21 protein-coding genes are annotated in these 20,507 nt (G+C 72.1%); 10 read left to right on the top strand and 11 right to left on the bottom strand.

Translation table 11 applies throughout. From position 1 onward, the window contains the following. Nucleotides 1-70 precede the first annotated feature (70 nt). On the top strand, nt 71-493 hold the full coding sequence (locus tag Pen02_RS07655) for a ferritin-like domain-containing protein (protein WP_203865235.1): 423 nt from the start codon (nt 71-73) through the stop codon (nt 491-493). Between the two features lie 156 nt (nt 494-649). Further along, the gene (locus Pen02_RS07650; protein WP_203865234.1) at nt 650-1,150 is read left to right on the top strand and encodes a nitroreductase/quinone reductase family protein; all 501 of its coding nucleotides are present in this window, start codon (nt 650-652) and stop codon (nt 1,148-1,150) included. A gap of 49 nt (nt 1,151-1,199) precedes the next feature. Here Pen02_RS07650 and Pen02_RS07645 read toward each other — a convergent pair whose 3' ends face one another. The 4 genes from Pen02_RS07645 to Pen02_RS07635 all read right to left on the bottom strand — a co-directional run bounded on the left by Pen02_RS07645 (nt 1,200) and on the right by Pen02_RS07635 (nt 3,739). Then, complete coding sequence (locus Pen02_RS07645) at nt 1,200-1,910, bottom strand: VIT1/CCC1 transporter family protein (protein ID WP_203865233.1); 711 nt, start codon at nt 1,908-1,910, stop codon at nt 1,200-1,202. Continuing rightward, nucleotides 1,907-2,035: a hypothetical protein gene (locus tag Pen02_RS42490; protein WP_275413560.1), complete on the bottom strand. Its 129-nt coding sequence runs from the start codon at nt 2,033-2,035 to the stop codon at nt 1,907-1,909. Before Pen02_RS42490 ends, Pen02_RS07645 begins: the two co-directional genes overlap by 4 nt. Beyond that, nucleotides 2,035-2,892 (bottom strand): type I methionyl aminopeptidase, encoded by an 858-nt coding sequence (gene map / locus Pen02_RS07640; protein WP_203865232.1) that lies wholly within the window; start codon nt 2,890-2,892, stop codon nt 2,035-2,037. The genes Pen02_RS42490 and map overlap by 1 nt, the downstream gene beginning before the upstream one ends. 79 nt (nt 2,893-2,971) lie before the next feature. Beyond that, complete coding sequence (locus Pen02_RS07635; RefSeq protein ID WP_203865231.1) at nt 2,972-3,739, bottom strand: 3-oxoacyl-ACP reductase; 768 nt, start codon at nt 3,737-3,739, stop codon at nt 2,972-2,974. Between the two features lie 123 nt (nt 3,740-3,862). On the opposite strand from Pen02_RS07635, the gene Pen02_RS07630 reads away from it, so the two are divergent. From Pen02_RS07630 to Pen02_RS07620, 3 genes are all read left to right on the top strand, one after another. Then, the gene (locus tag Pen02_RS07630; RefSeq protein WP_203865230.1) at nt 3,863-4,141 is read left to right on the top strand and encodes a glutaredoxin domain-containing protein; all 279 of its coding nucleotides are present in this window, start codon (nt 3,863-3,865) and stop codon (nt 4,139-4,141) included. 105 nt (nt 4,142-4,246) lie between these two features. After that, the gene (locus Pen02_RS07625; RefSeq protein ID WP_203865229.1) at nt 4,247-5,059 is read left to right on the top strand and encodes a DUF5753 domain-containing protein; all 813 of its coding nucleotides are present in this window, start codon (nt 4,247-4,249) and stop codon (nt 5,057-5,059) included. Beyond that, on the top strand, nt 5,050-5,259 hold the full coding sequence (locus Pen02_RS07620) for a DUF397 domain-containing protein (RefSeq protein WP_203865228.1): 210 nt from the start codon (nt 5,050-5,052) through the stop codon (nt 5,257-5,259). Before Pen02_RS07625 ends, Pen02_RS07620 begins: the two co-directional genes overlap by 10 nt. 19 nt (nt 5,260-5,278) lie before the next feature. Here Pen02_RS07620 and Pen02_RS07615 read toward each other — a convergent pair whose 3' ends face one another. The 3 genes from Pen02_RS07615 to Pen02_RS07605 form a co-directional block, all read right to left on the bottom strand. Continuing rightward, nucleotides 5,279-6,625: an aldehyde dehydrogenase family protein gene (locus Pen02_RS07615; protein WP_203865227.1), complete on the bottom strand. Its 1,347-nt coding sequence runs from the start codon at nt 6,623-6,625 to the stop codon at nt 5,279-5,281. Nucleotides 6,626-6,728: 103 nt separating this feature from the next. Beyond that, a complete protein-coding gene (locus tag Pen02_RS07610; RefSeq protein ID WP_203865226.1) occupies nt 6,729-8,099 on the bottom strand; it encodes a glutamine synthetase family protein in 1,371 nt (456 codons plus the stop codon). Then, nucleotides 8,096-9,718, bottom strand: a complete 1,623-nt coding sequence (locus Pen02_RS07605) for an amino acid permease (protein ID WP_203865225.1) — start codon at nt 9,716-9,718, stop codon at nt 8,096-8,098. The genes Pen02_RS07610 and Pen02_RS07605 overlap by 4 nt, the downstream gene beginning before the upstream one ends. A gap of 265 nt (nt 9,719-9,983) precedes the next feature. Here Pen02_RS07605 and Pen02_RS07600 point away from each other — a divergent pair, with 265 nt between their 5' ends. Both Pen02_RS07600 and Pen02_RS07595 read left to right on the top strand, forming a co-directional pair. Beyond that, a complete protein-coding gene (locus tag Pen02_RS07600; RefSeq protein ID WP_203865224.1) occupies nt 9,984-10,709 on the top strand; it encodes a hypothetical protein in 726 nt (241 codons plus the stop codon). After that, entirely contained in the window at nt 10,706-11,818 is a 1,113-nt protein-coding gene (locus tag Pen02_RS07595; RefSeq protein ID WP_203865223.1) for an XRE family transcriptional regulator, read from the top strand. Before Pen02_RS07600 ends, Pen02_RS07595 begins: the two co-directional genes overlap by 4 nt. A 381-nt stretch (nt 11,819-12,199) precedes the next feature. Here Pen02_RS07595 and Pen02_RS07590 read toward each other — a convergent pair whose 3' ends face one another. From Pen02_RS07590 to Pen02_RS07580, 3 genes are all read right to left on the bottom strand, one after another. Beyond that, complete coding sequence (locus tag Pen02_RS07590; RefSeq protein WP_307837701.1) at nt 12,200-12,697, bottom strand: DUF456 domain-containing protein; 498 nt, start codon at nt 12,695-12,697, stop codon at nt 12,200-12,202. Between the two features lie 127 nt (nt 12,698-12,824). Further along, nucleotides 12,825-15,053: a putative bifunctional diguanylate cyclase/phosphodiesterase gene (locus tag Pen02_RS07585; RefSeq protein ID WP_203865221.1), complete on the bottom strand. Its 2,229-nt coding sequence runs from the start codon at nt 15,051-15,053 to the stop codon at nt 12,825-12,827. A 2-nt stretch (nt 15,054-15,055) separates the two neighbouring features. Then, nucleotides 15,056-15,874: an SAM-dependent methyltransferase gene (locus tag Pen02_RS07580; protein ID WP_203865220.1), complete on the bottom strand. Its 819-nt coding sequence runs from the start codon at nt 15,872-15,874 to the stop codon at nt 15,056-15,058. Nucleotides 15,875-16,149: 275 nt separating this feature from the next. Here Pen02_RS07580 and Pen02_RS07575 point away from each other — a divergent pair, with 275 nt between their 5' ends. The 3 genes from Pen02_RS07575 (at nt 16,150) to Pen02_RS07565 (ending at nt 19,620) form a co-directional block, all read left to right on the top strand. Then, on the top strand, nt 16,150-16,800 hold the full coding sequence (locus tag Pen02_RS07575; protein ID WP_203865219.1) for a DUF998 domain-containing protein: 651 nt from the start codon (nt 16,150-16,152) through the stop codon (nt 16,798-16,800). A 307-nt stretch (nt 16,801-17,107) separates the two neighbouring features. Then, on the top strand, nt 17,108-18,409 hold the full coding sequence (locus Pen02_RS07570; RefSeq protein WP_203865477.1) for a dicarboxylate/amino acid:cation symporter: 1,302 nt from the start codon (nt 17,108-17,110) through the stop codon (nt 18,407-18,409). A 143-nt stretch (nt 18,410-18,552) separates the two neighbouring features. Continuing rightward, the gene (locus tag Pen02_RS07565) at nt 18,553-19,620 is read left to right on the top strand and encodes an NADH:flavin oxidoreductase/NADH oxidase (RefSeq protein ID WP_203865218.1); all 1,068 of its coding nucleotides are present in this window, start codon (nt 18,553-18,555) and stop codon (nt 19,618-19,620) included. Nucleotides 19,621-19,651: 31 nt separating this feature from the next. On the opposite strand, the gene Pen02_RS07560 is transcribed toward Pen02_RS07565, so the two are convergent. Next, entirely contained in the window at nt 19,652-20,491 is an 840-nt protein-coding gene (locus Pen02_RS07560) for a GNAT family N-acetyltransferase (protein WP_203865217.1), read from the bottom strand. Between the last annotated feature and the right edge of the window lie 16 nt (nt 20,492-20,507).

The following is a 20,507-nucleotide window of genomic DNA, read 5'->3' as shown; positions in this document are numbered from 1 at the left end:
GCCCGGTCGACCCGTCCGGAGGTGCGCCGGTGACCCGGCGGGGCGGCGTGACGTTCGGGAGGACGGGCTGATGTCCGAGGCACTGGCGGCGGCGCTCTCCGCCGAGCACGCGGCGATCTACGCGTACGGGCCGATCGGGGTACGGCTGAAGGGTGCCGCCGCCGAGCAGGCCCGTTCGGCCGAGGCGGCGCACCGCAGTCGGCGGGACGCCCTCGTCCTGCTGCTCACCGAACGGGGCGGGCCGGTGCCGGGGGCCGAGCCGGCGTACGCGCTGCCGTTCCCGGTCACCGACGAGGCCGGCGCGCTCCGGCTGGCGGTCGAGGTGGAGGAGCGGACCGCAGGAGTCTGGCGGGCGGCGTTGCCGGCGACCGAGGGTGCCGACCGGACCCGGGCACTGGACGGGCTCACCGACGCGGCGGTCCGGGCCACCCGGTGGCGGAAGGCGGCCGGGATCAGCCCGACCACGGTGCCGTTCCCGGGCCGCCCGGCCTGACCCGGCCTGGCCGGAGTTCCGGACCGGCCCGGCCTGACCCGATCTGGCTGGAGTTCCGGCCCGGCCTGACGTGGCCTGCCTGGAGTTCCGGCCCGGACGGGGCGCGCCGCCCGGTCTGAGGTTCCGGGCGGGACGGGCAACCGGCACACTGGGTCGATGTCCGCTTCGGGAAGACCGGTCTCCGCGCTGGGCAGGGCCGTCCGCCGGCTCGGCCACTCGCGCTGGTTCGCCGCCTGCACGCCGGTACTGGTCCCGGCCGACCGCCTGGTCGCCAAACTGACCCGGGGCCGGGTGGTGGCGCTCGGCCTGGTGCCATCACTGCTGATCACCACCACCGGCCGCCGGTCCGGGCGCCCGCGCAGCAACCCGCTGCTGTACGTGCCGGACGGTGACGCGTACGTGGTGACCGGGTCGAACTGGGGTCGCCCGGAGCAGCCCGCCTGGGCGCTCAACCTGCTCGCCGACCCGACCGCCACGATCACCGTCGACGGCAACCGGATACCGGTCCGGGCGCGGCTGGTCGACGGCGCGGAACGGGAGCGGCTCTGGACGCTGCTGGTGACCGAGTGGCCGGCGTACCGGACGTACGTGACCCGGGCCGGCGGTCGGAACATCCGGGTCTTCCGACTCGAACCGAGCCAGTCCGACAAGGCGTAGCTCGGTCGACGAGTACTGCTGTCTAAGGGCCTGGTTCGGGACGCGCCGGTCAGCTCACGCCGACGCCGATCAGTCGGCCGACCAGGTACGTCGCGGCGGTGGCCGCCGCGCCGAGCAGCAGTTGCCGGCCGCCGCTGACCCACCACTTCCGGTTGGTGAACCGGGCGACCAGCGCTCCCGCGACGAACAGGCCGAGACCGCCCACGCCCAGCGCCAGCCAGAGGCTGGAGAAGCCGAGCAGGTACGTGATCAACGGCACCAGAGCGCCGACCGAGAAGCAGAGGAACGACGAGAAGGCGGCGGTCCACGGGCTGGGCCGGTCGTCGGCGTCGACGCCCAACTCCTCCTGCACGTGCACCCGAAGCGCCTCCTCCGGGTTGTGCCGGAGTACGTCCGCCACCTGCTCGGCGAGGTCCCGGGGCAGCCCTCGTTCGACCCAGGCGTCGGCGAGTTCCCGGGCCTCGCCGTCCGGGTTCCGCTCCAACTCGCGGCGCTCCTTGGCGACCTCGGCGGCGACCTGCTCGTTCTGCGACTGCACGCTGGTGTACTCGCCGAGCCCCATCGAGATCGCCCCGGCGACCAGCCCGGCGAACCCGGTCAGTACGACGTTGCGTGGCGCTACCCCACCGCCGCCGACGCCCGCGATCAACGCGATGTTGGTGACCAGGCCGTCCATCGCCCCGAAGACGGCGGGGCGCAGCCAGCCGCCGGAGACGTCGGCGTGGTGGTGTTCGCTGACCGGGGTGGCGGCGTCCGTCACCGGGCGACGTCCCGTCGGGCGTCCGGCACGGCAGTGTGCGGATCGTCCGGCACGGCCGTGTGCGGGTCCGCCGGCACGACAACGTGCGGGTCGCACTGCACGGCAGCAGTGTGGGAATCCTCCATCACGGCAGCGTGAGGATCTCGTGGCCGTCCTCGGTGACCACGATGGTGTGCTCGAACTGCGCGGTCCAGCGCCGGTCCTTGGTGACCACGGTCCAGCCGTCGTCCCACATGTCGTACTCATGGGTGCCGAGGGTGATCATCGGCTCGATCGTGAAGGTCATCCCGGGCTCCATCACGTCGGTGGGCCGGGGGCTGTCGTAGTGCGGCACGTAGAGCCCGCTGTGGAACGCCTCGCCGATGCCGTGCCCGGTGAAGTCCCGGACGACGCCGTAGCCGAACCGCTTGGCGTACGACTCGATCACCCGGCCGACCACGTTGATCTGCCGGCCCGGGGCGACCGCCCGGATGCCCCGCATCATCGCCTCGTGGGTCCGCTCCACCAGCAGCCGGGCCGGCTCGGCGACCTCGCCGACGCAGAACGTGGCGTCGGTGTCCCCGTGCACCCCGTCCAGGTACGCGGTCACGTCGACGTTGATGATGTCGCCGTCCATCAGCACCGTCGAGTCGGGGATGCCGTGGCAGATCACCTCGTTGAGGCTGGTGCAGCAGGACTTGGGGAAGCCCTTGTAGCCGAGGGTGGAGGGGTAGGCGTCGTGGTCGACCAGGAACTCGTGCACCACCCGGTCGATCTCGTCGGTGGTGACGCCCGGCTTGCAGTGCTCACCGGCAAGCTGGGTGGCCTGGGCGGCGATCCGGCCGGCGACCCGCATCTTCTCGATCGTCTCGGCGGACTGCACGTGCGAGCCGCGCCACTCCTTCGGCCGCTTCTTGCCGACGTACTCGGGGCGGACGATGTGGGACGGCACCTGGCGCCACGGAGAGAGCGTGCCGGGGGTCAACGGCGCACGGACGTTCATGACCTCAAGCCTAACGTCGCCGCCCATCCGCGCTCACGCTTCGGTGACCCGGACGACATCCGGACGTCACCGGACAACCTCACAGCGGGGTGACGTACGCGCCGGTTATCCCCCCGTCGACCACGAACTGGGCGGCGGTCATGAACGACGCGTCGTCGCTGGCCAGGAAGGCGACGGCGGCGGCGATCTCGTCGGGCTCGCCGAACCGGCCCATCGGTACGTGCACCAGCCGCCGGGCGGCCCGTTCCGGGTCCTTGGCGAAGAGTTCCCGGAGCAGCGGGGTGCCGATCGGCCCCGGGCAGAGCGCGTTCACCCGGATTCCCTGCCGGGCGAACTGCACCCCGAGTTCCCGGGTCAGCGCCAGTACCCCGCCCTTGCTCGCGGTGTAGGCGATCTGCGAGGTGGCCGCCCCCATCAGCGCGACGAACGAGGCGGTGTTGACGATCGAGCCCTTGCCCTGACGCAGCATGTGCGGGATGACGTATTTGCAGCAGAGGTAGACGCTTGTGGTGTTGACCCGGAGCACCCGCTCCCAGGCGTCCAGGCCGGTCTCCAGGATCGAGTCGTCGTCCGGCGGGGAGATGCCGGCGTTGTTGAAGGCAACGTCGATCCGGCCGTGCCGGGCCGCGACCTGGTCGAAGAGATCGCGTACCTGTGCCTCGTCGGCCACGTCGCAGGCCACGAAGTCACCTTCCACCTCGTCGGCGGCGGCCTGCCCGGCCTCGGCCGCGATGTCGACGCAGACCACCCGGGCCCCCTCGGCGGCGAGCCGGCGTACGGTGGCCAGCCCGATCCCGCTGCCGGCACCGGTCACCACGGCCACCCGCCCGGCCAGTCGATCACTCATCACCATTCCGACGCTCCTCCGTCCGACCCGTTCCCCGGCATCCTCGCCCAGTGGCGGACCGGTGGTCGAGAGCCGATTGCCGGCTACGCTCGGCGGCAACTGGTACGAGAGCGGGTGACGGTGATGAGCGAGTCTCGGAACGAGGTCGTCCTCTACTGGCGACCGTGGTGCCCGTACTGCATGAAGTTGATGTTCCAGCTTCTCTTCGTCCGGCTGCCGGTGCGGAAGGTGAACATCTGGCGGGATCCGGAGGCGGCGGCCTTCGTCCGTTCGGTGGCCGACGGCAACGAGACCGTCCCGACGGTGGACGTCGCCGGGCACCCGCTGGTGAACCCGTCCCGGCGCCAACTCCTCGCGGCCGTACGCGAACACGCCCCGCATCTGCTGAACCGGCGGCGCTGAAGTTCTGCCGGTTCCACCACCACTTCTGCCGGTGACACTGGGCTTCCACAGGACTACTCTCGGCACGGTCATTTCCGGTGCTACCCGGAGCACTGTGGAGGAAGTATGTCGAAGAAGCTCATCCCCACCGCGGACCTCATCCGGACCCAGTTGCGGTTGATGCGCGTCAACGCCGAACTCAGTCAGGAGGAGTACGGCAAGCTGGCGCACTTCTCCGCCTCGATGGTCTCGGCGGTCGAACTCGGCCAACGCCCGCTGGACGCCGTCTACCTGGCCCGAGCCGACAAGATCTTCAAGACCGGAAACCTGTTCGTGTCGCTGCTGCTGCTCGCGGAACGAGACGGTGAGCCGATCTGGTTCCGCCCCTGGCTGGACGCGGAACGCGTGGCGAAGCAACTCCGCTGTTTCGAGCCGAATCTCATCCCCGGCCTCCTCCAGACTCCCGCCTACGCCCGCGCGATCCTGCGTGGCGCGGACGACACTCGCACCGAGGAGGAGGTCGAGAGCCTCGTCGCTGCTCGGATGGCCAGGCAGGCGATTCTGACCCAGGAACACCCGCCACAGTTTGTCGCCGTGGTCGAGGAGACGGCCCTGCGCCGGTTCGCCAACGGATACGAGAAGGTGATGGCCGAGCAACTCCTCCACCTGCTGAATATGGCCGAACGTCCGCACATTCACGTGCACGTGCTGCCCTCCAACGTCGGCCTGCATGCCGGATTGAGCGGTCCATTCGTGCTCTCCCGGTCCGAGGAGGGCGGTTGGGTCGGACATCTGGAGAATCAGCTCGGCGGGTCCGTGGTTGACCGGACCGAGGACGTGGAAGCTCTGCTGGGAAAGTGGGAGAGTGTCCGGAACGTAGCGCTGCCGGACGGGCAGTCGCTCGACCTGATCAAGGAGATCGTGCGGCCATGGATGTGACGAACGCGAACTGGCGAAAGTCCACCCGCAGCGGCGGCAGTGGCGGCAACTGCGTCGAGGTCGCCGACAACCTGCCGGGGGTCGTACTGGTCCGAGACAGCAAGGACCCCGACGGCGGCACGCTGAGCTTCGGGACCGGCGCGTGGCGGGCCTTCGTCGGCTCGTCGTACTGCGATCATCGGGCGGGCGCGCAGGGCTGACCCAGGGCTGCGTCGGCCGTCAGGCGTCGGTGGCGAGGAAGACGTTCTTGACGTCGGTGAAGGCGTGCAGGGCGTCCGGGCCGAGTTCGCGGCCCAGGCCGGAGCGTTTCATCCCGCCGAACGGCGTCCAGTACCGCACTGACGAGTGCGAGTTGACGCTTAGGTTGCCGGACTCGACGCCTCGGGCCACCCGGATCGCCCGTCCGACGTCCTGGGTCCAGATCGAGCCGGAGAGGCCGTACTCGGTGTCGTTGGCCAGCGCCACCGCTTCGGCCTCGTCGTCGAAGGGCAGCACCGAGACGACCGGGCCGAAGATCTCCTCCCGCCAGTGCCGCTCGGCCGGCGACCGGGCCAGCAGGACGGTGGGGGCGTGCCAGAATCCGGGGCCCTCGGGGCAGGAGCCGGTGAAGGCGACCTCGGCACCGTCTAGATAGGACGATACCGACTTCCGGTGCCCGGCCGAGATGAGTGGACCCATCTCGGCCGTCTCCAGCGCCGGATCCTCCACCCGGAACGCCTGGACGGCCGGCTCCAGCAACTCCAGGAAGCGGTCGTACACCGGGCGTTGCACCAGGATCCGGGACCGTGCGCAACAGTCCTGCCCGGCGTTGTCGAAGACCGCGTACGGCGCGGTGGCCGCCGCCCGCGCCAGGTCCGCGTCGGCGAAGACGAGGTTGGCGCTCTTGCCGCCGAGTTCCAGGGTCAGCCGTTTCACCTGGGCGGCACAGCCGGCCATGATCCGGGTACCCACCTCGGTCGACCCGGTGAAGCAGATCTTCCGGACCGCCGGATGTGCGACGAACGCCTCGCCCACCACACTCCCCCGACCGGGCAGCACGGTCAGCACGTCCGGCGGCAGTCCGGCCTCCAGCGCTAGTTCGCCGAGGCGGATCGCGGTCAGCGGGGTCAGCTCGGCCGGCTTGAGCACCACCGTGTTGCCGGCGGCCAGCGCCGGGGCGAACCCCCAGCCGGCGATCGGCATCGGGAAGTTCCACGGCACGATCACCCCGACCACGCCGAGCGGTTCGTGGAAGGTGACGTTCAGTCCGCCCGGCACCGGGATCTGCCGGCCGGTCAACCGCTCCGGCGCCCCGGCGTAGTAGTCGAGCACGTCCCGGACGTTGCCGGCCTCCCAGCGGGCGTTCCCGATGGTGTGCCCGGAGTTGCGTACCTCCAGCTCGGCCAATTCCTCGACGTGCGCGTCGACCACGGCGGCGAACCGGCGCAGCAGCCGGGCCCGGTCCCCCGGCGCCACCTCCCGCCACGACCCGTACGCCCGCGCAGCCCGGTCGATCGCCGCCTCCGCCTCGGCGGCGGTGGTCTGCGGCACCGTCGCCACCACCAGCCCGGTAGCCGGATTCACCACCTGGGTGACACCGACCGCGCCGACCGCGCCGGCAGAGTCGTCAGGGTCGTGAGAGCCGGCAGAGTCGTCAGAGCCGGCAGAGTTGTCAGAGCCGGCAGAGTCGTCAGAGTCGTTCGAAACCACGTCGCAGCTCCCAGTCCGTCACCGCCGCGTCGAAGGCGGCCAACTCCACCCGTGCCTGGTTGGCGTAGTGCGCCACCACCTCGGCCCCGAACGCCTCGACGGCCAGCGAGGACTCCGTCCAGCGGTCGAGCGCGTCCCGGAGCGTACGCGGCGCCCGGGGCGCGGACCCGTCGCCGTACGCGTTGCCGACGAACTCAGGCTCCAGGGTCAGCTCCGCCTCGATTCCGTGTACCGCCCCGGCCACGAGTGCCGCGATCGCCAGGTACGGGTTGACGTCGGCGCCGGGTAGCCGGTTCTCCACCCGCATCCCCTGGCCGTGTCCGACCAGCCGGAGTGCGCAGGTGCGATTGTCGTTGCCCCAACGCAGCGCCGTCGGGGCGAACGAGCCGGGCTGGTACCGCTTGTACGAGTTGACGTTCGGCGCCAGCAGCACGGCGAAGTCGGGGATCGTCGCCAGCAGTCCGGCCAGTACCCGCTGCCCGGTGACCGACAGCCCCGCCGGCCCGTCGCCGAGCAGCGCCGAGCGGCCGTCGGCGCCGCGCAGCGAGAAGTGGATGTGGCAGGAGTTGCCCTCCCGCTCGTTCGGCTTGGCCATGAAGGTGATCGACATGCCCTCCTGGGCGGCGATCTCCTTCGTCCCGTTCTTGTAGACCACGTGGTTGTCGGCGCAGGTCAGCGCGTCGGCGTAGCGGAAGGCGATCTCGTGCTGGCCGAGGTTGCACTCCCCCTTCGCGCTCTCCGGGGTGAGCCCGGCGCCGGCCATCTCGACCCGGATCCGCCGGAGCAGCGGCTCGACCCGGGCGGTGCCGAGCAGTGAGTAGTCCACGTTGTAGAGGTTCGCCGGGGTCAGTTCTCGGTAGCCCCGGCGCCAGGCGTCCTCGTACGAGTCGCGGTAGAGCACGAACTCCAGCTCGGTTCCGGCGTACGCGGTCAGGCCGTGCGCCGCCAGCCGGTCGAGCTGGCGGCGCAGGATCTGCCGGGGCGAGGCGAGTACGTCCCCGCTGCCGTCGAGCCAGCGCAGGTCGGCGAGCAGCATCGCGGTGCCGGGCTGCCACGGAACCCGGCGCAGGGTACTCAGGTCGGGGACCATCGCGAAGTCGCCATAGCCGCGTTCCCAGCTCGACATCGCGTACCCGTCGACGGTGTTCATCTCGACGTCGACGGCGAGCAGGTAGTTACAGCCCTCGCTGCCGTGCGCCACCACCTCGGTCAGGAAGTACGGCGCGTGGAACCGCTTGCCCTGGAGCCGCCCCTGCATGTCGACCAGGGCCAGCACCACGGTGTCGATCTCGCCGCTGTCGACCGCCACCCGCAGCGCCTCCAGGCTGAGCGCCGGAGTCCGGGCCGTCATCCGCGCTCCCCGTCCGCCGCGCCGGCCCGCTCGGGAGGCGAGCCGGCGGACCCGGCCGGATCGGGTACCTGCGGATCGGGTACCTCGGGGTCGGGCTGCGGGACGGTCGGGATCACGTTCTGGCGTGGGCCGGTGAACCAGCGGCGGGCGCCCAGCAGCCACCAGAGCCAGGCCGCGCCGAGCACCACCGCGACCGCGACGATCGTGTAGTTGAAGGTCGACGCGGTGATCGGCGACGTGGTGGGCAGCACGAAGAGTACGCAGATCACCGCCACCCAGCCGATCGCCAGCCAGCCGACCAGCGGGCTCCACCGGCCGAGGTTCCACGGACCGGGTTGGAAGTCCGGGCTGCGGCGGCGCAGGAAGACCGGCCCGACGTACGCGATGTAGAGGCCGATCACCGCGATCGAGGTGGCCGCCAGGTAGGCGGTGGTGTTCCACAGCGACGGCAGCACCAGCAGGGTCGAGCAGGCGACGCAGAGCCAGATCGAGTTGGTCGGCGTACCGGTGCGGGGGTTGACCTTGCGCCAGATCGCCGAGCCGGGCAGCGCGCCGTCCCGGCTGAACGCGTACGCCATTCGGGAGTTGGCGGTGACCGAGGCCATCCCGCAGAAGAACTGCGCCACCACGCAGATGAAGAGCAGGAAGGTACCCGTGGTGTGGCCGGTGGCGTCGATGAAGATCTGGGCCGGCGGCAGCCCCAGCTCGGTCTGCCGCTGCGCGTCGTAGTCCCGGATCGACCAGGTGATCGCGACCAGCAGGAAGAAGCCGGCGACCACCGACACCACCACCGACATCACGATGCCCCGGGGTGCCGCCCGGGAGGCGTCGTGGGTCTCCTCGGCGACGTGCGCGCTCGCGTCGTAACCGGTGTACGTGTACTGCGCCATCAACAACCCGATCAGTACGGCGTAGACCGCCGCGCCGGAGAAGTCGAAGCCGGTGGCGTTGCGTACCTCGAAGAAGACCTCGGAGATCGGCTTGTGCTGGTCGGGCACGACCGCCAGCACCCCGACGATGATCGCCACCCCGACCAGGTGCCACCAGGCGCTGACGTCGGAGAGCAGCCGGACCAGGTTGACCCCGAAGGTGTTCAGCAGGCCGTGCGCGACGATGATCACCAGGAAGACCACGAAGGTGCGTTCCGGGGTCACTTCGAGGTCGAACGTCAGGCTGAGGAACGCCGACGTGGTGATCGCCGCCCCGAAGTCGATGGCGGCGGTGACCGCCACCTCGCCGAGGAAGTTGAACCAGCCGACGAACCAGGCCCAGGCCGCCTTGTTCCGCTTGGCCAGCGCCGCCGCCCACCAGTAGAGCGCCCCGGCGGTCGGGTAGACCGAGCAGATCTCCGCCATCGCGAGCGCGACCAGGGTCACCATGCCCCCGACGAAGAGCCAGCCGAGGGTGATCGCCAGCGGGCCGCCGGCGGTCATCGCGATGCCGTACGAGGTGATCGCGCCGGCCAGGATCGAGATGATCGAGAACGAGACGGCGAAGTTGGAGAAGCCGGAGAGCTTCCGGCGCAGTTCCTGCTGGTAGCCGAGTTGGGCCAACCGTTGCTCGTCGGAGTCGGGCTCGGCCGTTCCCGGCGTACGGGTCGGCTGGGCGGGTGCGCTCATCGGCGTCTCCTTCATCCGGGGGCGGATGGAGACTGTGACCGTCGTCACGCCTCTGTCGAGATCGTCCGCCGAGCGCGGATCTACGTCAACCGATCCCGACCCGCGTCGCCGTCCCGGAGCGGTGTGCCGGCATGTTCGCCGCCTCCCTCGCCCTGCGCGAACACGGCCGGGAGGACGGTGCGTGCGGCGAGGCGCCCGGAAATCACCGACGTGTCGGCACTTGATTTCCGCAATATCATCCGGGGTGTCGGCTAGGTTTTTCCGCATGACCTTGTTGGGTGACGCGGTGGCCGTACTGGACGAGCGGGGCGTACTGGGCCGGCTGGGCCGACTGATCCAGCAGGTCTACCGGCGTGCCGCCGACCGGCACGAGCCCGAGCTCGGCGACGACGCGATGAGCTTCGGCACCACCGTGTGGCGCAACCTGACCAACCTCGGCAAGGCCGAGTTCGACGCCCTGGACGGAATCGTGGTCCGGGTCGAGGACAACTCGCTGGAGATCGTCTGCGCCGGCTACGTCGTCCGGCTCTACTCGCTACAGGGCGGGATCGAGTCGATCCGCTGGGAGGGCAGCGAGGCCCGGCTCGGCGGCGCGGTGGAGAACAGCCGCGACGGGCAGCTCGCCTTCGACGACGAGGGGCAGTTCCCCGAGGTCTTCGCGGGTGTGTTGCCGCCGAAGCGGCACATCCGGGTCGCGCACACCGGCGACATCGTCACCGGCGAGGCGGTCGCCTACATCGGGCTGCCCCGGGACAACCGGGACAGCGGCTCCCCCTGGTTCGAGGTACGCCTCTGGTTCGGGGAGCCGGCCACCGCCGGAGCGCCGCTGCCGGTGGTCGAGGGCACGGTGCCGCAGCCGCGTACCGCCGATCTGCCGATTCCCGAGCTGGACCTGCTGGCCCTGCAGTCCGACGGCGAGGCGCGTCGGTCCGAGGCCGGGGAGCGCCGGTTCGGCGTCGTACCCGGCCGGTCGGCCGAGCGCTCCGCGTGACGGGCCGGCTCCGACCGCCGGTACCCGCCGCCGCGGCAGCCGCCGCCTTCTCGCCGCACGCCCTGGCCCTGGCCCGCCGGTGGCGCCGGATGCGCAAGAACGAGCTGGCCCGACAGGTCGGTGTGACGGCGGCGGCGGTCAGCCAGTACGAGTTGGGCCAGGCCCGCCCGTCGGCGGCGGCGCTGGCCCGGCTGGCCCTGGCACTGTCGATGCCGGTCGAGTTCTTCGCCGCCGGTTTCGGCGTGCCGGTCACCTCGGGTCAGGCGCACTTCCGCAGCCTGCGGACCACCAGCCAGGCCGAACGGGACCAGGCGGAGGCGTTCGGCGAACTCGCCTGGCGGGTGGTGGAGGTGGTCGAGCGGCAGCTCCGGCTGCCCCGGCTGCGGCTGCCGCACCTGGAGCTGGCCGAGCCGACCGGCCCGGACGACGTACGCAGGGCAGCGGTCACCGCCCGGGACGCGTTCGCCCTCGGGGCGGCCCCGGTACCGCACGTGATCCGGCTGCTGGAGTCCGCCGGAGTGATCGTGCTCGCCCTGCCGGACGTCTCCGAGCGGGTCGACGCCTTCTCCCACTGGTACGGCCAGCGTCCGTTCGTCTTCCTCAACCCGGGCAAGGACGACCGGGCCCGGTCCCGGATGGACGCCGCGCACGAGCTGGGCCACCTGCTGATGCACCACGACGCCGAGCCGGGCAGTCAGCTCCTGGAACGGCAGGCCACCGCGTTCGCCTCCGAGTTCCTGGCGCCGAGTGCGGCGCTCCGCGACGAACTGCCGGCCCGGCTCGACTTCGACAAGCTGCACGAACTGAAGCGGCGCTGGGGGATCAGCCTGAAGGCGCTGGTCTATCGGGGCCACGACCTCGGCGTCTACCGGGAGCACACCTACCGGCGCGGGATGGCGGTGCTCGCCCAGTGGGGCTATCCCGAACCGGGCGACCTCGGCCCCCGCGAACAGCCGTCGCTGCTCGGCAAGGCGGTCGAACTGCTCGAACGGCAGCAGGTCACGGTCGACCGGCTGGCCGAGCGCGCCGGGCTGCCGGCCGGGCTCACCGGCGCCGTGCTGGCCGCCGCCACCGAACACGTACCCGAGTTGGACATCCCGGTCGGCTGAACCGCCCGCCCGCCGGCCCCGCACGCCGCGTCGACGCTGGTAATTGCGTTGCCGACCCGGCGCGACCGGCGCATGATCGTAGCGTGACATGGCAGCAGGAGTTACCCACCAGGCGCCGCAGATGCCGGCGCACCGGGTCCCTGGCCTGACCGGACGACGCAGCGCGCGATCTCGGCGCGCCGGTCCGGCACCGCCGGACCCGAGGGCCCCTTCCAGGGGTCCGACGCCGGGTTCTCGGACAACCCGGCTCCCGCGGCGGCGCGGGGCGCGGTCACCTCTCTCATCGGGTACGACGCCCGTCGTGCCAGCGCCCGCCCCGCGCCCCGCATCCACTCCGCGCCCCGCATCCACCCCGCCATCGGACGGGCGGACGCGGAATCCTCAGGTCAGGACGAGGCCGACCAGCCAGATGCCGGTGATGCCGAGCGCGGCGGCCAACTCGACAAGCAGGGCGAGCCCGACCGCCGCCAGCGCGTGCCGGGTCGACGGCCACGCCTGCTTCGCGTCACCGAGCCGGGCCAGCTCGGCCAGCCAGAGCCCGAGCACGAACCCGAGCACCAGCCCGACCACCGGCACCACGAAGAACCCGACCAGCCCGAGTACGCCGCCGGCCAGCAGGGACAGCGTCGGCACCCCGCTGCGTTTCAGGTTCCGCCCCGGCCAGAGGTATTTCACGGTGCTGCCGAGCACCGTGATCAGGGTGGCCAGGCCGAGCACCACCCAGCGGCCGACGCCCTCGCCGTCGCCGAAGAACGACCAGACCACGACGCCCAGCCAGCACAGGATCAGCCCGGGGATGATCGGCACGATCACCCCGCAGACGCCGATCACGATCGTCACGCCACACAGGAGGGTCACCACTGACTCGGTGTCGGTCATGTCCACGCCTCCAGGGTGCCCTACCGGTCCGACGGGTACCGCATCCGCCCACCCCCGGGCCGGTCGGCCTTCGTCGGCAGCTCGCGGTCGACCCGCAGCTCGGCGACACCCACCGGGCGGGTACCCGTCAGCGCACGCCCTCCCGGCGCCGTTCCGCGCGGGCGGCCAGCCACCGGGTGATCTCGCCCTCCGGTGCCGGTGCCGCGAAGTGTCGTCCCTGGGCGGCGTCGCAGCCCAGCGCCCGGAGCTGGTCGGCCTGGCCGACCGTCTCCACCGCCTCGGCGGTAACCGTCAGCCCCAGCGCGTGCGCCAGCCGGACCAGCGCGTCGACGATCCGGCCGTCCACCAGACCCTGCCGGTCGCTGGACCGGATCCCCTCGACGAACGGGCCGGCGAGCTTGAGGTTGTGGATCGGCAGCCGGCGAAGGTACGCCAGGTTGGAGTAGCCGGTGCCGAAGTCGTCGATCGCCAGCCGTACCCCGAGGGCGGCCAGCTTGCGCAGCGCGGGCAGCGGCTCGCCCGCGGTGGCCATCACCGCGCTCTCGGTCAGTTCGAGTTGCAGCAGGTCGGCGGGGAGGTCGGTCTGGCGCAGCACCTCCGACACCGTGCCGACCACGGCCGGATCACGGGCCTGCCGGGCGGCCAGGTTGACGCTGACCACCAGTCGGGCGTCCGGGAACTCCCGGTGCCACCGGCTGGCCGCCTCGCAGGCCCGGGCCAGCACCCAGCGGCCGAGTTCGACGATCAGCCCGGTCTCCTCGGCCAGGCCGATGAACTCGTCCGGGCCGAGCAGCCCCAGCTCCGGATGCTGCCACCGGACCAGCGCCTCCACCGCGCAGATCGTCCCGTCGGCCAGGGTCACGATCGGCTGGTAGTCGATCAGGAACTCGTCCCGTTGCAGCGCCGCCGCCATGCCGGCGATCAGGGCCGACCTGGTCCGCTCCCGGGACCGTCGCGCCGGGTCGTAGCTCACCCAGCGGTTCCGGCCCTCCGCCTTGGCCCAGTAGAGGGTGACGTCGGCGGCCTTCATCAGCTCGGCGACCGACGTGGTGGCGAGCGGCCCGGAGACCACGCCGATGCTGGCCGACACCGACAGCCGGTGCTCGCCGACCTGCACCGGCTCGGCCACGGCGGCCAGGGCCTCGGCCGCGACCGCCTTCACCGCCCGGCAGCCGGCGCCCTGGTCGATCAGGATCACGAACTCGTCGCCGCCCATCCGGGCCACCAGGTGGCCCTGCCCGGCCACGCAGTCGGCGAGCCGCCGGGCCACGGTGACGAGCAGGTTGTCGCCGAGGTCGTGGCCGAGGCTGTCGTTGACCGCCTTGAAGCCGTCGAGGTCGAGGAAGCAGATCCCGACCCGGTCGTCCGGCCCGCCGGTGGCGAAGACCTCGCCGAGCCGGTCGAGGAAGAGCGTACGGTTCGGCAGCCCGGTCAACGGGTCGTGCGTCGCCTGGTGGCGCAGCCGCTGCTGGAACTCGTGCCGCTCGGTGATGTCCTCCACCATCGCCACGGTGTACCGGGGCCGGCCGTCGTCGTGCCGGATCAGCGAGACGGCGAGGTCGGTCCAGACCACGCTGCCGTCCTTGCGGTAGTAGCGCTTCTGGACCCGTACGGCGTCCTGCTTGCCCTCGACCAGGTCCTGGTACAGCTCCCACATCCCAGCGGCGTCGTCCGGATGGAACAGTGCGGAAACGTTGATCTTGCGCAGCTCGTCGACGGTGTAGCCGAGCAACTCGGCGAAGGCCCGGTTGACGTCGACGATCTGTCCGTCGACGTCGGCGATGCCGATCCCGATCGCGGCGTCGACGAAGACCGCCCGGAACCGCGCCTCGCTGTCCCGCAGTGCCCGTTCGACCCGGTCCCGGGCCTCCCAGGCGGCCTGGGCGATCCGTTCCTGCTGACCCAGCGTCCGCTCGCGCAGCGCCCGGGCGAACCCGGCCGACAGGGCACCCTGGAGGACGGCGATCCGGCGGGCCGTCTCCGGCTCGGTGCGGGTGGGCAGCACCAGCGGGCGGAACTGCTCACCGAGGGCGCGTACCGACCAGTCGAGCACCCCGGGCTCGGTGAGGTGGGCCTCGACCAGGGCCCGGCCGATGTCGTGCCCCGCCTCGGCGGCGAACGGTTCGGCCAGTACCGCCTGGGCGAGCCGTACGGTGTGCGCGAGCAGCAGCCGCTGGTTCTCGCCCGTACTCGTCGCCACGAAGCCGTGCCGGGCCGCCGCCCGCGCCCACTGCTCCGCGTACCGGTGAGCGCCGGAGCGGTCGAACCCGGGGTCGGCGGCGGAGGCGGGCGACTCGGGGTCGGCGGCGGAGACCGGCGACTCGTTCCCGGCGGCTCCGTCGACGGAGGTCGACACCGTCAGCCCGCGCCGCGATCGTGCCGGCCCACGCCGCCGAAGGCGCCGAGCCGCTCCGGATGCTCACCCGGGTCGGTGGGCTCGTCCGGCCGCCACAGTGGCATGTGCACCAAGCCCGGTTCGAGAAGGGTGAAGTCGCCGAAGAAGGCGGCGATCTCGGCCCTGGACCGCAGGGTGATCTCGGTCGCCGTACGGGCGGAGAGCCGCTGCGCGTCGAGCATCTCCCGGGGCTGGTCCTCGTGCGTCGAGTGGGAGAGCAGCAGGTAGCTGCCGGGCACCGTGGCGGCGCGCAGGGTGGCCAGGATCCGCTGCGGGTCGTCCGAGTCCGGCACGAAGTGCACCACGCCGGCCAGCAGTACGGCGACCGGGCGGCCGAAGTCGATCGCACCCAGCTTCTCGGCCTCGGCCAGGATCCGGTCCGGCTCACGCAGGTCGGCGTGCAGCACAGTGGTGCGCTCGTTGCCGGCCAGGATCGACCGGCTGTGCGCCACCGCCACCGGGTCGATGTCGACGTAGACGATCCGGGCGGCCGGGTTGGCCTGCTGGGCGACCTCGTGCACGTTGCCGACCGTGGGGATGCCCGAGCCGATGTCGAGGAACTGGTCGATGCCCGCGCCGACCAGCGTCCGTACGCCCCGCCGGAGGAACGCCCGGCCGGCCCGCATCGTCTCGGCCAGGTTCGGTGTCATCGCGGCGATCTGCTCGGCGAGCTGCCGGTCGATCTCGAAGTTGTGTGCACCGCCGAGGACGTAGTCGTAGACCCGGGCGGCGCTGGGCCGGGTCAGATCGATGTCCGCGGGAAGCCCGTCCGGCAGTCGCATATCCGCCTCAGCTCGTCGTTCCGGCCCGCACAGGGGCTGGTCGGCCACGACCCCGCAGCCGGGCAGGCAGCGCCGACGAACCCGGCCGTCGTGGTGATCGACCCACACTTTAGGGCCTGTCAAGCGGATCTTCTACCGGCCGTCCGGCGGCGGGATAGGTTTGGCCGCATGGCGCAGGCACAGTTCGTCCGGAAGACCGGCGTCGATGGCTGGTTCGCCCGACCGGCCGCCCGGTTCCCGCGCCGGACCGGCCGCGCATACCGGCTCGGACGGCGGTGACCCGCACCCACCGGCCGACGGTCGCACTGACGGCCGTGGCCTGCATCCTGGCCGGCACGGTGGCGGTGACGCTGGCGGTGCTCGCCGGTCCGGCCCCGGAACTCGCCAGCTACGTCAGCGAGGCCGGCGCCTCCGACAGCGGCACCGTCTGGCCGTACCGGATCGGTCTGCTCGCCGCCGCCGGTGGACTGCTGCTGCTCGGCCTGGCCCTGCCGCCGGTGCTGCGGCTGGCCACCGGGCTGCTGGTGGCGAGCGCGGTCGCCACGGTGGTCTCGGCCGGGGTGAGTTGCCGGGCGGCCTGCCCGCTGCCGCCGTTCGACCGGGTGACCCTGGCCGACTTGGTGCACGGCGGCGCCAGCATCGCGGCAGTGGCCGGCACGGTCTTCGCCATGCTGGCGCTGGCCGCTACGACCGGGGTGGCCTGGCCGCTGCGCCGGATCGCGGTCGCCGCCGCCGTGGTCGCGCTGCCGCTGTCGGCGATCGCCGGGCTCGCCCTGCTGCTGGTCGGCCGGAGCCTGCTGATGGGTGCGGTCGAACGGCTGCTCCTGCTCGACCTGGCCGTCTGGGGCGTGGCCACCGCGCTCACCCTCGGCCGGACCCGGGCACCTGTGGCGGCGGTCAGCGGTGGCAAGGTGGGCCGGCTGTAGCGATCAGCGACGGCGGGACGGGTCGGCTGTCGCGATCACGGCGGCGGGGCGGGGTGGGTTGTAAGGCGCCTCACGAAGATCCGTCCTTTCATTACCGCCTCCGGCGCCGTATCGTCTCTTGACGATGACCAATGTCTGGTTTCTGACCGTGCGCCTGTACGTCGACCTTCGACTGCAGGCCAGCGGCTGCTGTCGCGGCTGACGCGTTCCCGCCGACCGCAGACCGCCGATCCGGCGTACCCCCGGCTCAGATTGCCGCGCCGGAACCAGACAAAGGACTCCATTCATGAGTACCGTGACGTCCGCCATTCGCAAGATTCCATTTTCCGTACAGATCCTCGCCGGTCTGGTCCTCGGTGTCGCGCTCGGCTATCTCGCCCGGGCCGCCGAGATCTCCTGGCTCGGCACCACCCTCGACGAGATCGGCGGCATCTTCGTCCAGTTGCTGCGGCTCGCCGTGCCGCCGCTGGTCTTCACCGCCCTGGTGGTCAGTGTGGTCAGCCTGCGCGGGGTGGCCAACGCCGCCCGGCTGGCGCTGAAGACCCTGCTCTGGTTCGGCATCACCGCGCTGATCTCGGTCGCCGTCGGCATCGGGCTCGGCCTGCTGGTCAACCCGGGCCGGGGCGTCACCCTGGACGTCGCCGGAGCCAAGGCGCCCGAGCGGACCGGCTCGTGGACCGACTTCCTCACCGGCATCATCCCGGAGAACCCGGTCGGCGCGTTCGTCGAGAACAACGTGCTCCAGATCGTCTTCCTGGCCGTCGTCGCCGGGATCGCCGCGCTGCTGGTCGGCGCCGCCGCCGAGCCGTTCGTCAACCTCAACAAGGCGCTGCTGGCGATCACCCAGAAGGCGCTCTGGTGGCTGATCCGGCTCGCCCCGATCGGCACGCTCGGCCTGATCGGCCACGCCGTCGAGGCGTACGGGTGGGATCTGCTGGCGCCGCTGGCCAAGTTCACCACCGCGGTCTACGTCGGCTGCGCGATCGTGCTGCTGGTGGTCTACCCGCTGGTGCTGATCGTCGGCGGCAAGCTCAACCCGCTGCGCTTCTACGCCGGCACCTGGCCCGCGATCGAGTTGGCCTTCGTCTCCCGCTCGTCCGTCGGCACCATGCCGGTGACCCAGCGCTCGGTGGAGCGGATCGGCGTGTCGCGCGAGTACGCCTCGTTCGCCGTACCGTTCGGCGCGACCACCAAGATGGACGGCTGCGCCGCGATCTACCCGGCGCTGGCCGCGATCTTCGTCGCCCAGGTCTTCGGGGTGAGCCTGAGCCCGCTCGACTACCTGCTGATCGCCTTCGTCTCGGTGGTCGGCTCGGCCGCCACCGCCGGGCTGACCGGCGCGCTGGTGATGCTCACGCTGACCCTGAGCACGCTCGGCCTGCCGCTGGCCGGTGCCGGCCTGCTGCTCGCCATCGACCCGATCCTGGACATGATCCGCACCGCCACCAACGTCGCCGGGCAGGCGCTGGTGCCGACCGTGGTCGCCGCCCGGGAGGGCGTACTGGACCGGGCCGCGTACGACTCCGCCGGCCGGCGCGAACTGCTGGACGAGGAGCCGCCGGCCGAGCAGCCGGTCCGGGACCGCGATCCCGCCCCGCAGCCGGCCTGACGCTAGGTTGACCGTGGTCTCCCGCCACCCGCCACAAGGGCGGTGGGAGGCCACGATCCGTTCGGCGCCCGTACCGGGGCGGCGGCTCGACGGCATGGTCCGGTTCGGCGCCCTTTCCGTGGGGCGGGTAGGGAGGAGCGAGGATGAGTGTGCTGTTCAGCCCGTTGACGCTGCGTGGCGTGACGTTGCCGAACCGGATCGCGATGTCGCCGATGTGCCAGTACTCGGCGGGGCTGGACGGGCTGCCCACCGACTGGCACCGGGTGCACCTGGGGTCGCGGGCGGTCGGCGGGGTCGGGCTGGTGGTCAGCGAGGCGACGGCGGTCGTACCCGAGGGCCGGATCAGCCCCCGGGACACCGGGCTCTGGTCGGACGCACACGTCGACGCCTGGCGGCCGGTCACCGCCGTCGTCGCCGCCAACGGTGCGGTGCCGGCGGTGCAGCTCGCGCACGCCGGCCGCAAGGCGTCGACGTACTGGCCGTGGTCGACGGTCAAGGGCGGGGTGCCGGACGCCGAGGGCGGCTGGACCCCGGTCGGCCCGGGAACGGCACCGTTCCTGCCGTCGTACCGGACGCCGGTGGCGCTGGACCGGGCCGGCATCGACCGGGTGGTGGCCGCGTTCGGCCAGGCCGCGACCCGGGCCCTGGCGGCCGGGTTCCAGGCGGTCGAGATCCACGCCGCGCACGGCTACCTGCTGCACGAGTTCCTCTCCCCGCTGGTCAACACCCGCACCGACGCCTACGGCGGTGACCTGACCGGACGCAGCCGGTTCGCCGTCGAGGTGACCCGGGCGGTCCGGTCGGCGGTCGGCGACGACGTACCGGTGCTGGTCCGGATCTCGGCCACCGACTGGGTACCGGGCGGCTGGACCCCGGCCGACAGTGTGCTGCTGGCCAAGCTGCTCGCCGAGGCCGGCGCCGACCTGGTCGACTGCTCCTCCGGCGGCGGCGTGCCGGAGGCCGAGATCCCGCTCGGTCCCGGCTACCAGGTGCCGCTGGCCGCCCAGGTACGCCGGGAGAGCGGGGTGCCGACCGGCGCGGTCGGGCTGATCAGCGCGCCGGAGCACGCCGAGGCGATCGTCGCGACCGGCGACGCCGACCTGGTGCTGCTCGGCCGGGAACTGCTCCGCGACCCGTACTGGCCGCACCGTGCCGCACAGCGGCTCGGCGCGACCGGGCAGCTTCCGGACCAGTACCTCCGGGCCTGGTGACCGGCAGCGGGGTCGGCGGGGCCGTCGGAGTTCAGAAGAGCACGGTGGCGAAGGTGCCGACCGAGCGGAACCCGCACCGCTCGTAGACCCGGCGGGCCGGCGCGTTGTAGTCGTTGACGTAGAGGCTCACCGTGGGGGCGACCCGGGCCAACGCGTCCCGCACCACCGCCGCCATCGCGGCGACTCCGATGCCCCGGCCGCGCCACTCCGGGTCGACCCAGACCCCCTGGATCTGCGCCGTGCGCCGGGTGACGACCGCCAGCTCGGCCTTGAAGATCACCTGGCCGTCCACCACCCGGGCGTACGCCCGGCGGGCCCGGACCAGCTCGGCCACCCGCTGCCGGTACGCCCGCCCGCCGTCCTCGGCCAGCGGCGACACGCCCACCTCCTCGGTGTACATCGCCACCGCCGCCGGAAAGAGCGCGTCGATCTCGCCCGGCCGGACCGGATGCACGTCGGGGTCCGGCGCCACCTGCGGCGCCGTGCCGGTCGCCAGCAGCGGCTGGTTTGGGCGTACGTCCCGGGCCGGTCCCCACCGGCCGGAGAGCCGCTCCCAGAGCCCGAGCACCCCGTCGGCCCGCCCGACGATCGACGAGCAGCTCCGCTCCTCGGCACCGAGCGCCTCGGCGAAGGCGGCGATGGCGGACCGGCCGGCGCAGACCGGGGTGACCTGCCCGCCGAGCCAGCAGAGCGACTCGAGGTTGTCCCGGGTGCCGTAGCCGAGCACCCGGCCGTCCGCCCGCCACCAGGAGAGACCGTTGGCGGTGACCCGCTCGGCCACCTGTGCGGCGGCGAAGGGATCGAGGTCGAGGATCCGCTCCACCGCGCCGCGCTCGGCCTCCCCGAGTTGGCGTACGGGCACCATCAGCACGCTTACCAGCGTGCCA

Origin of the sequence: Plantactinospora endophytica, from assembly GCF_016862915.1 — a bacterium.
Taxonomy (GTDB): domain Bacteria; phylum Actinomycetota; class Actinomycetes; order Mycobacteriales; family Micromonosporaceae; genus Plantactinospora; species Plantactinospora endophytica.
The sequence above is the reverse complement of the archived record's forward strand: the minus strand, read 5'-3'. Positions and strand labels throughout refer to the sequence as shown.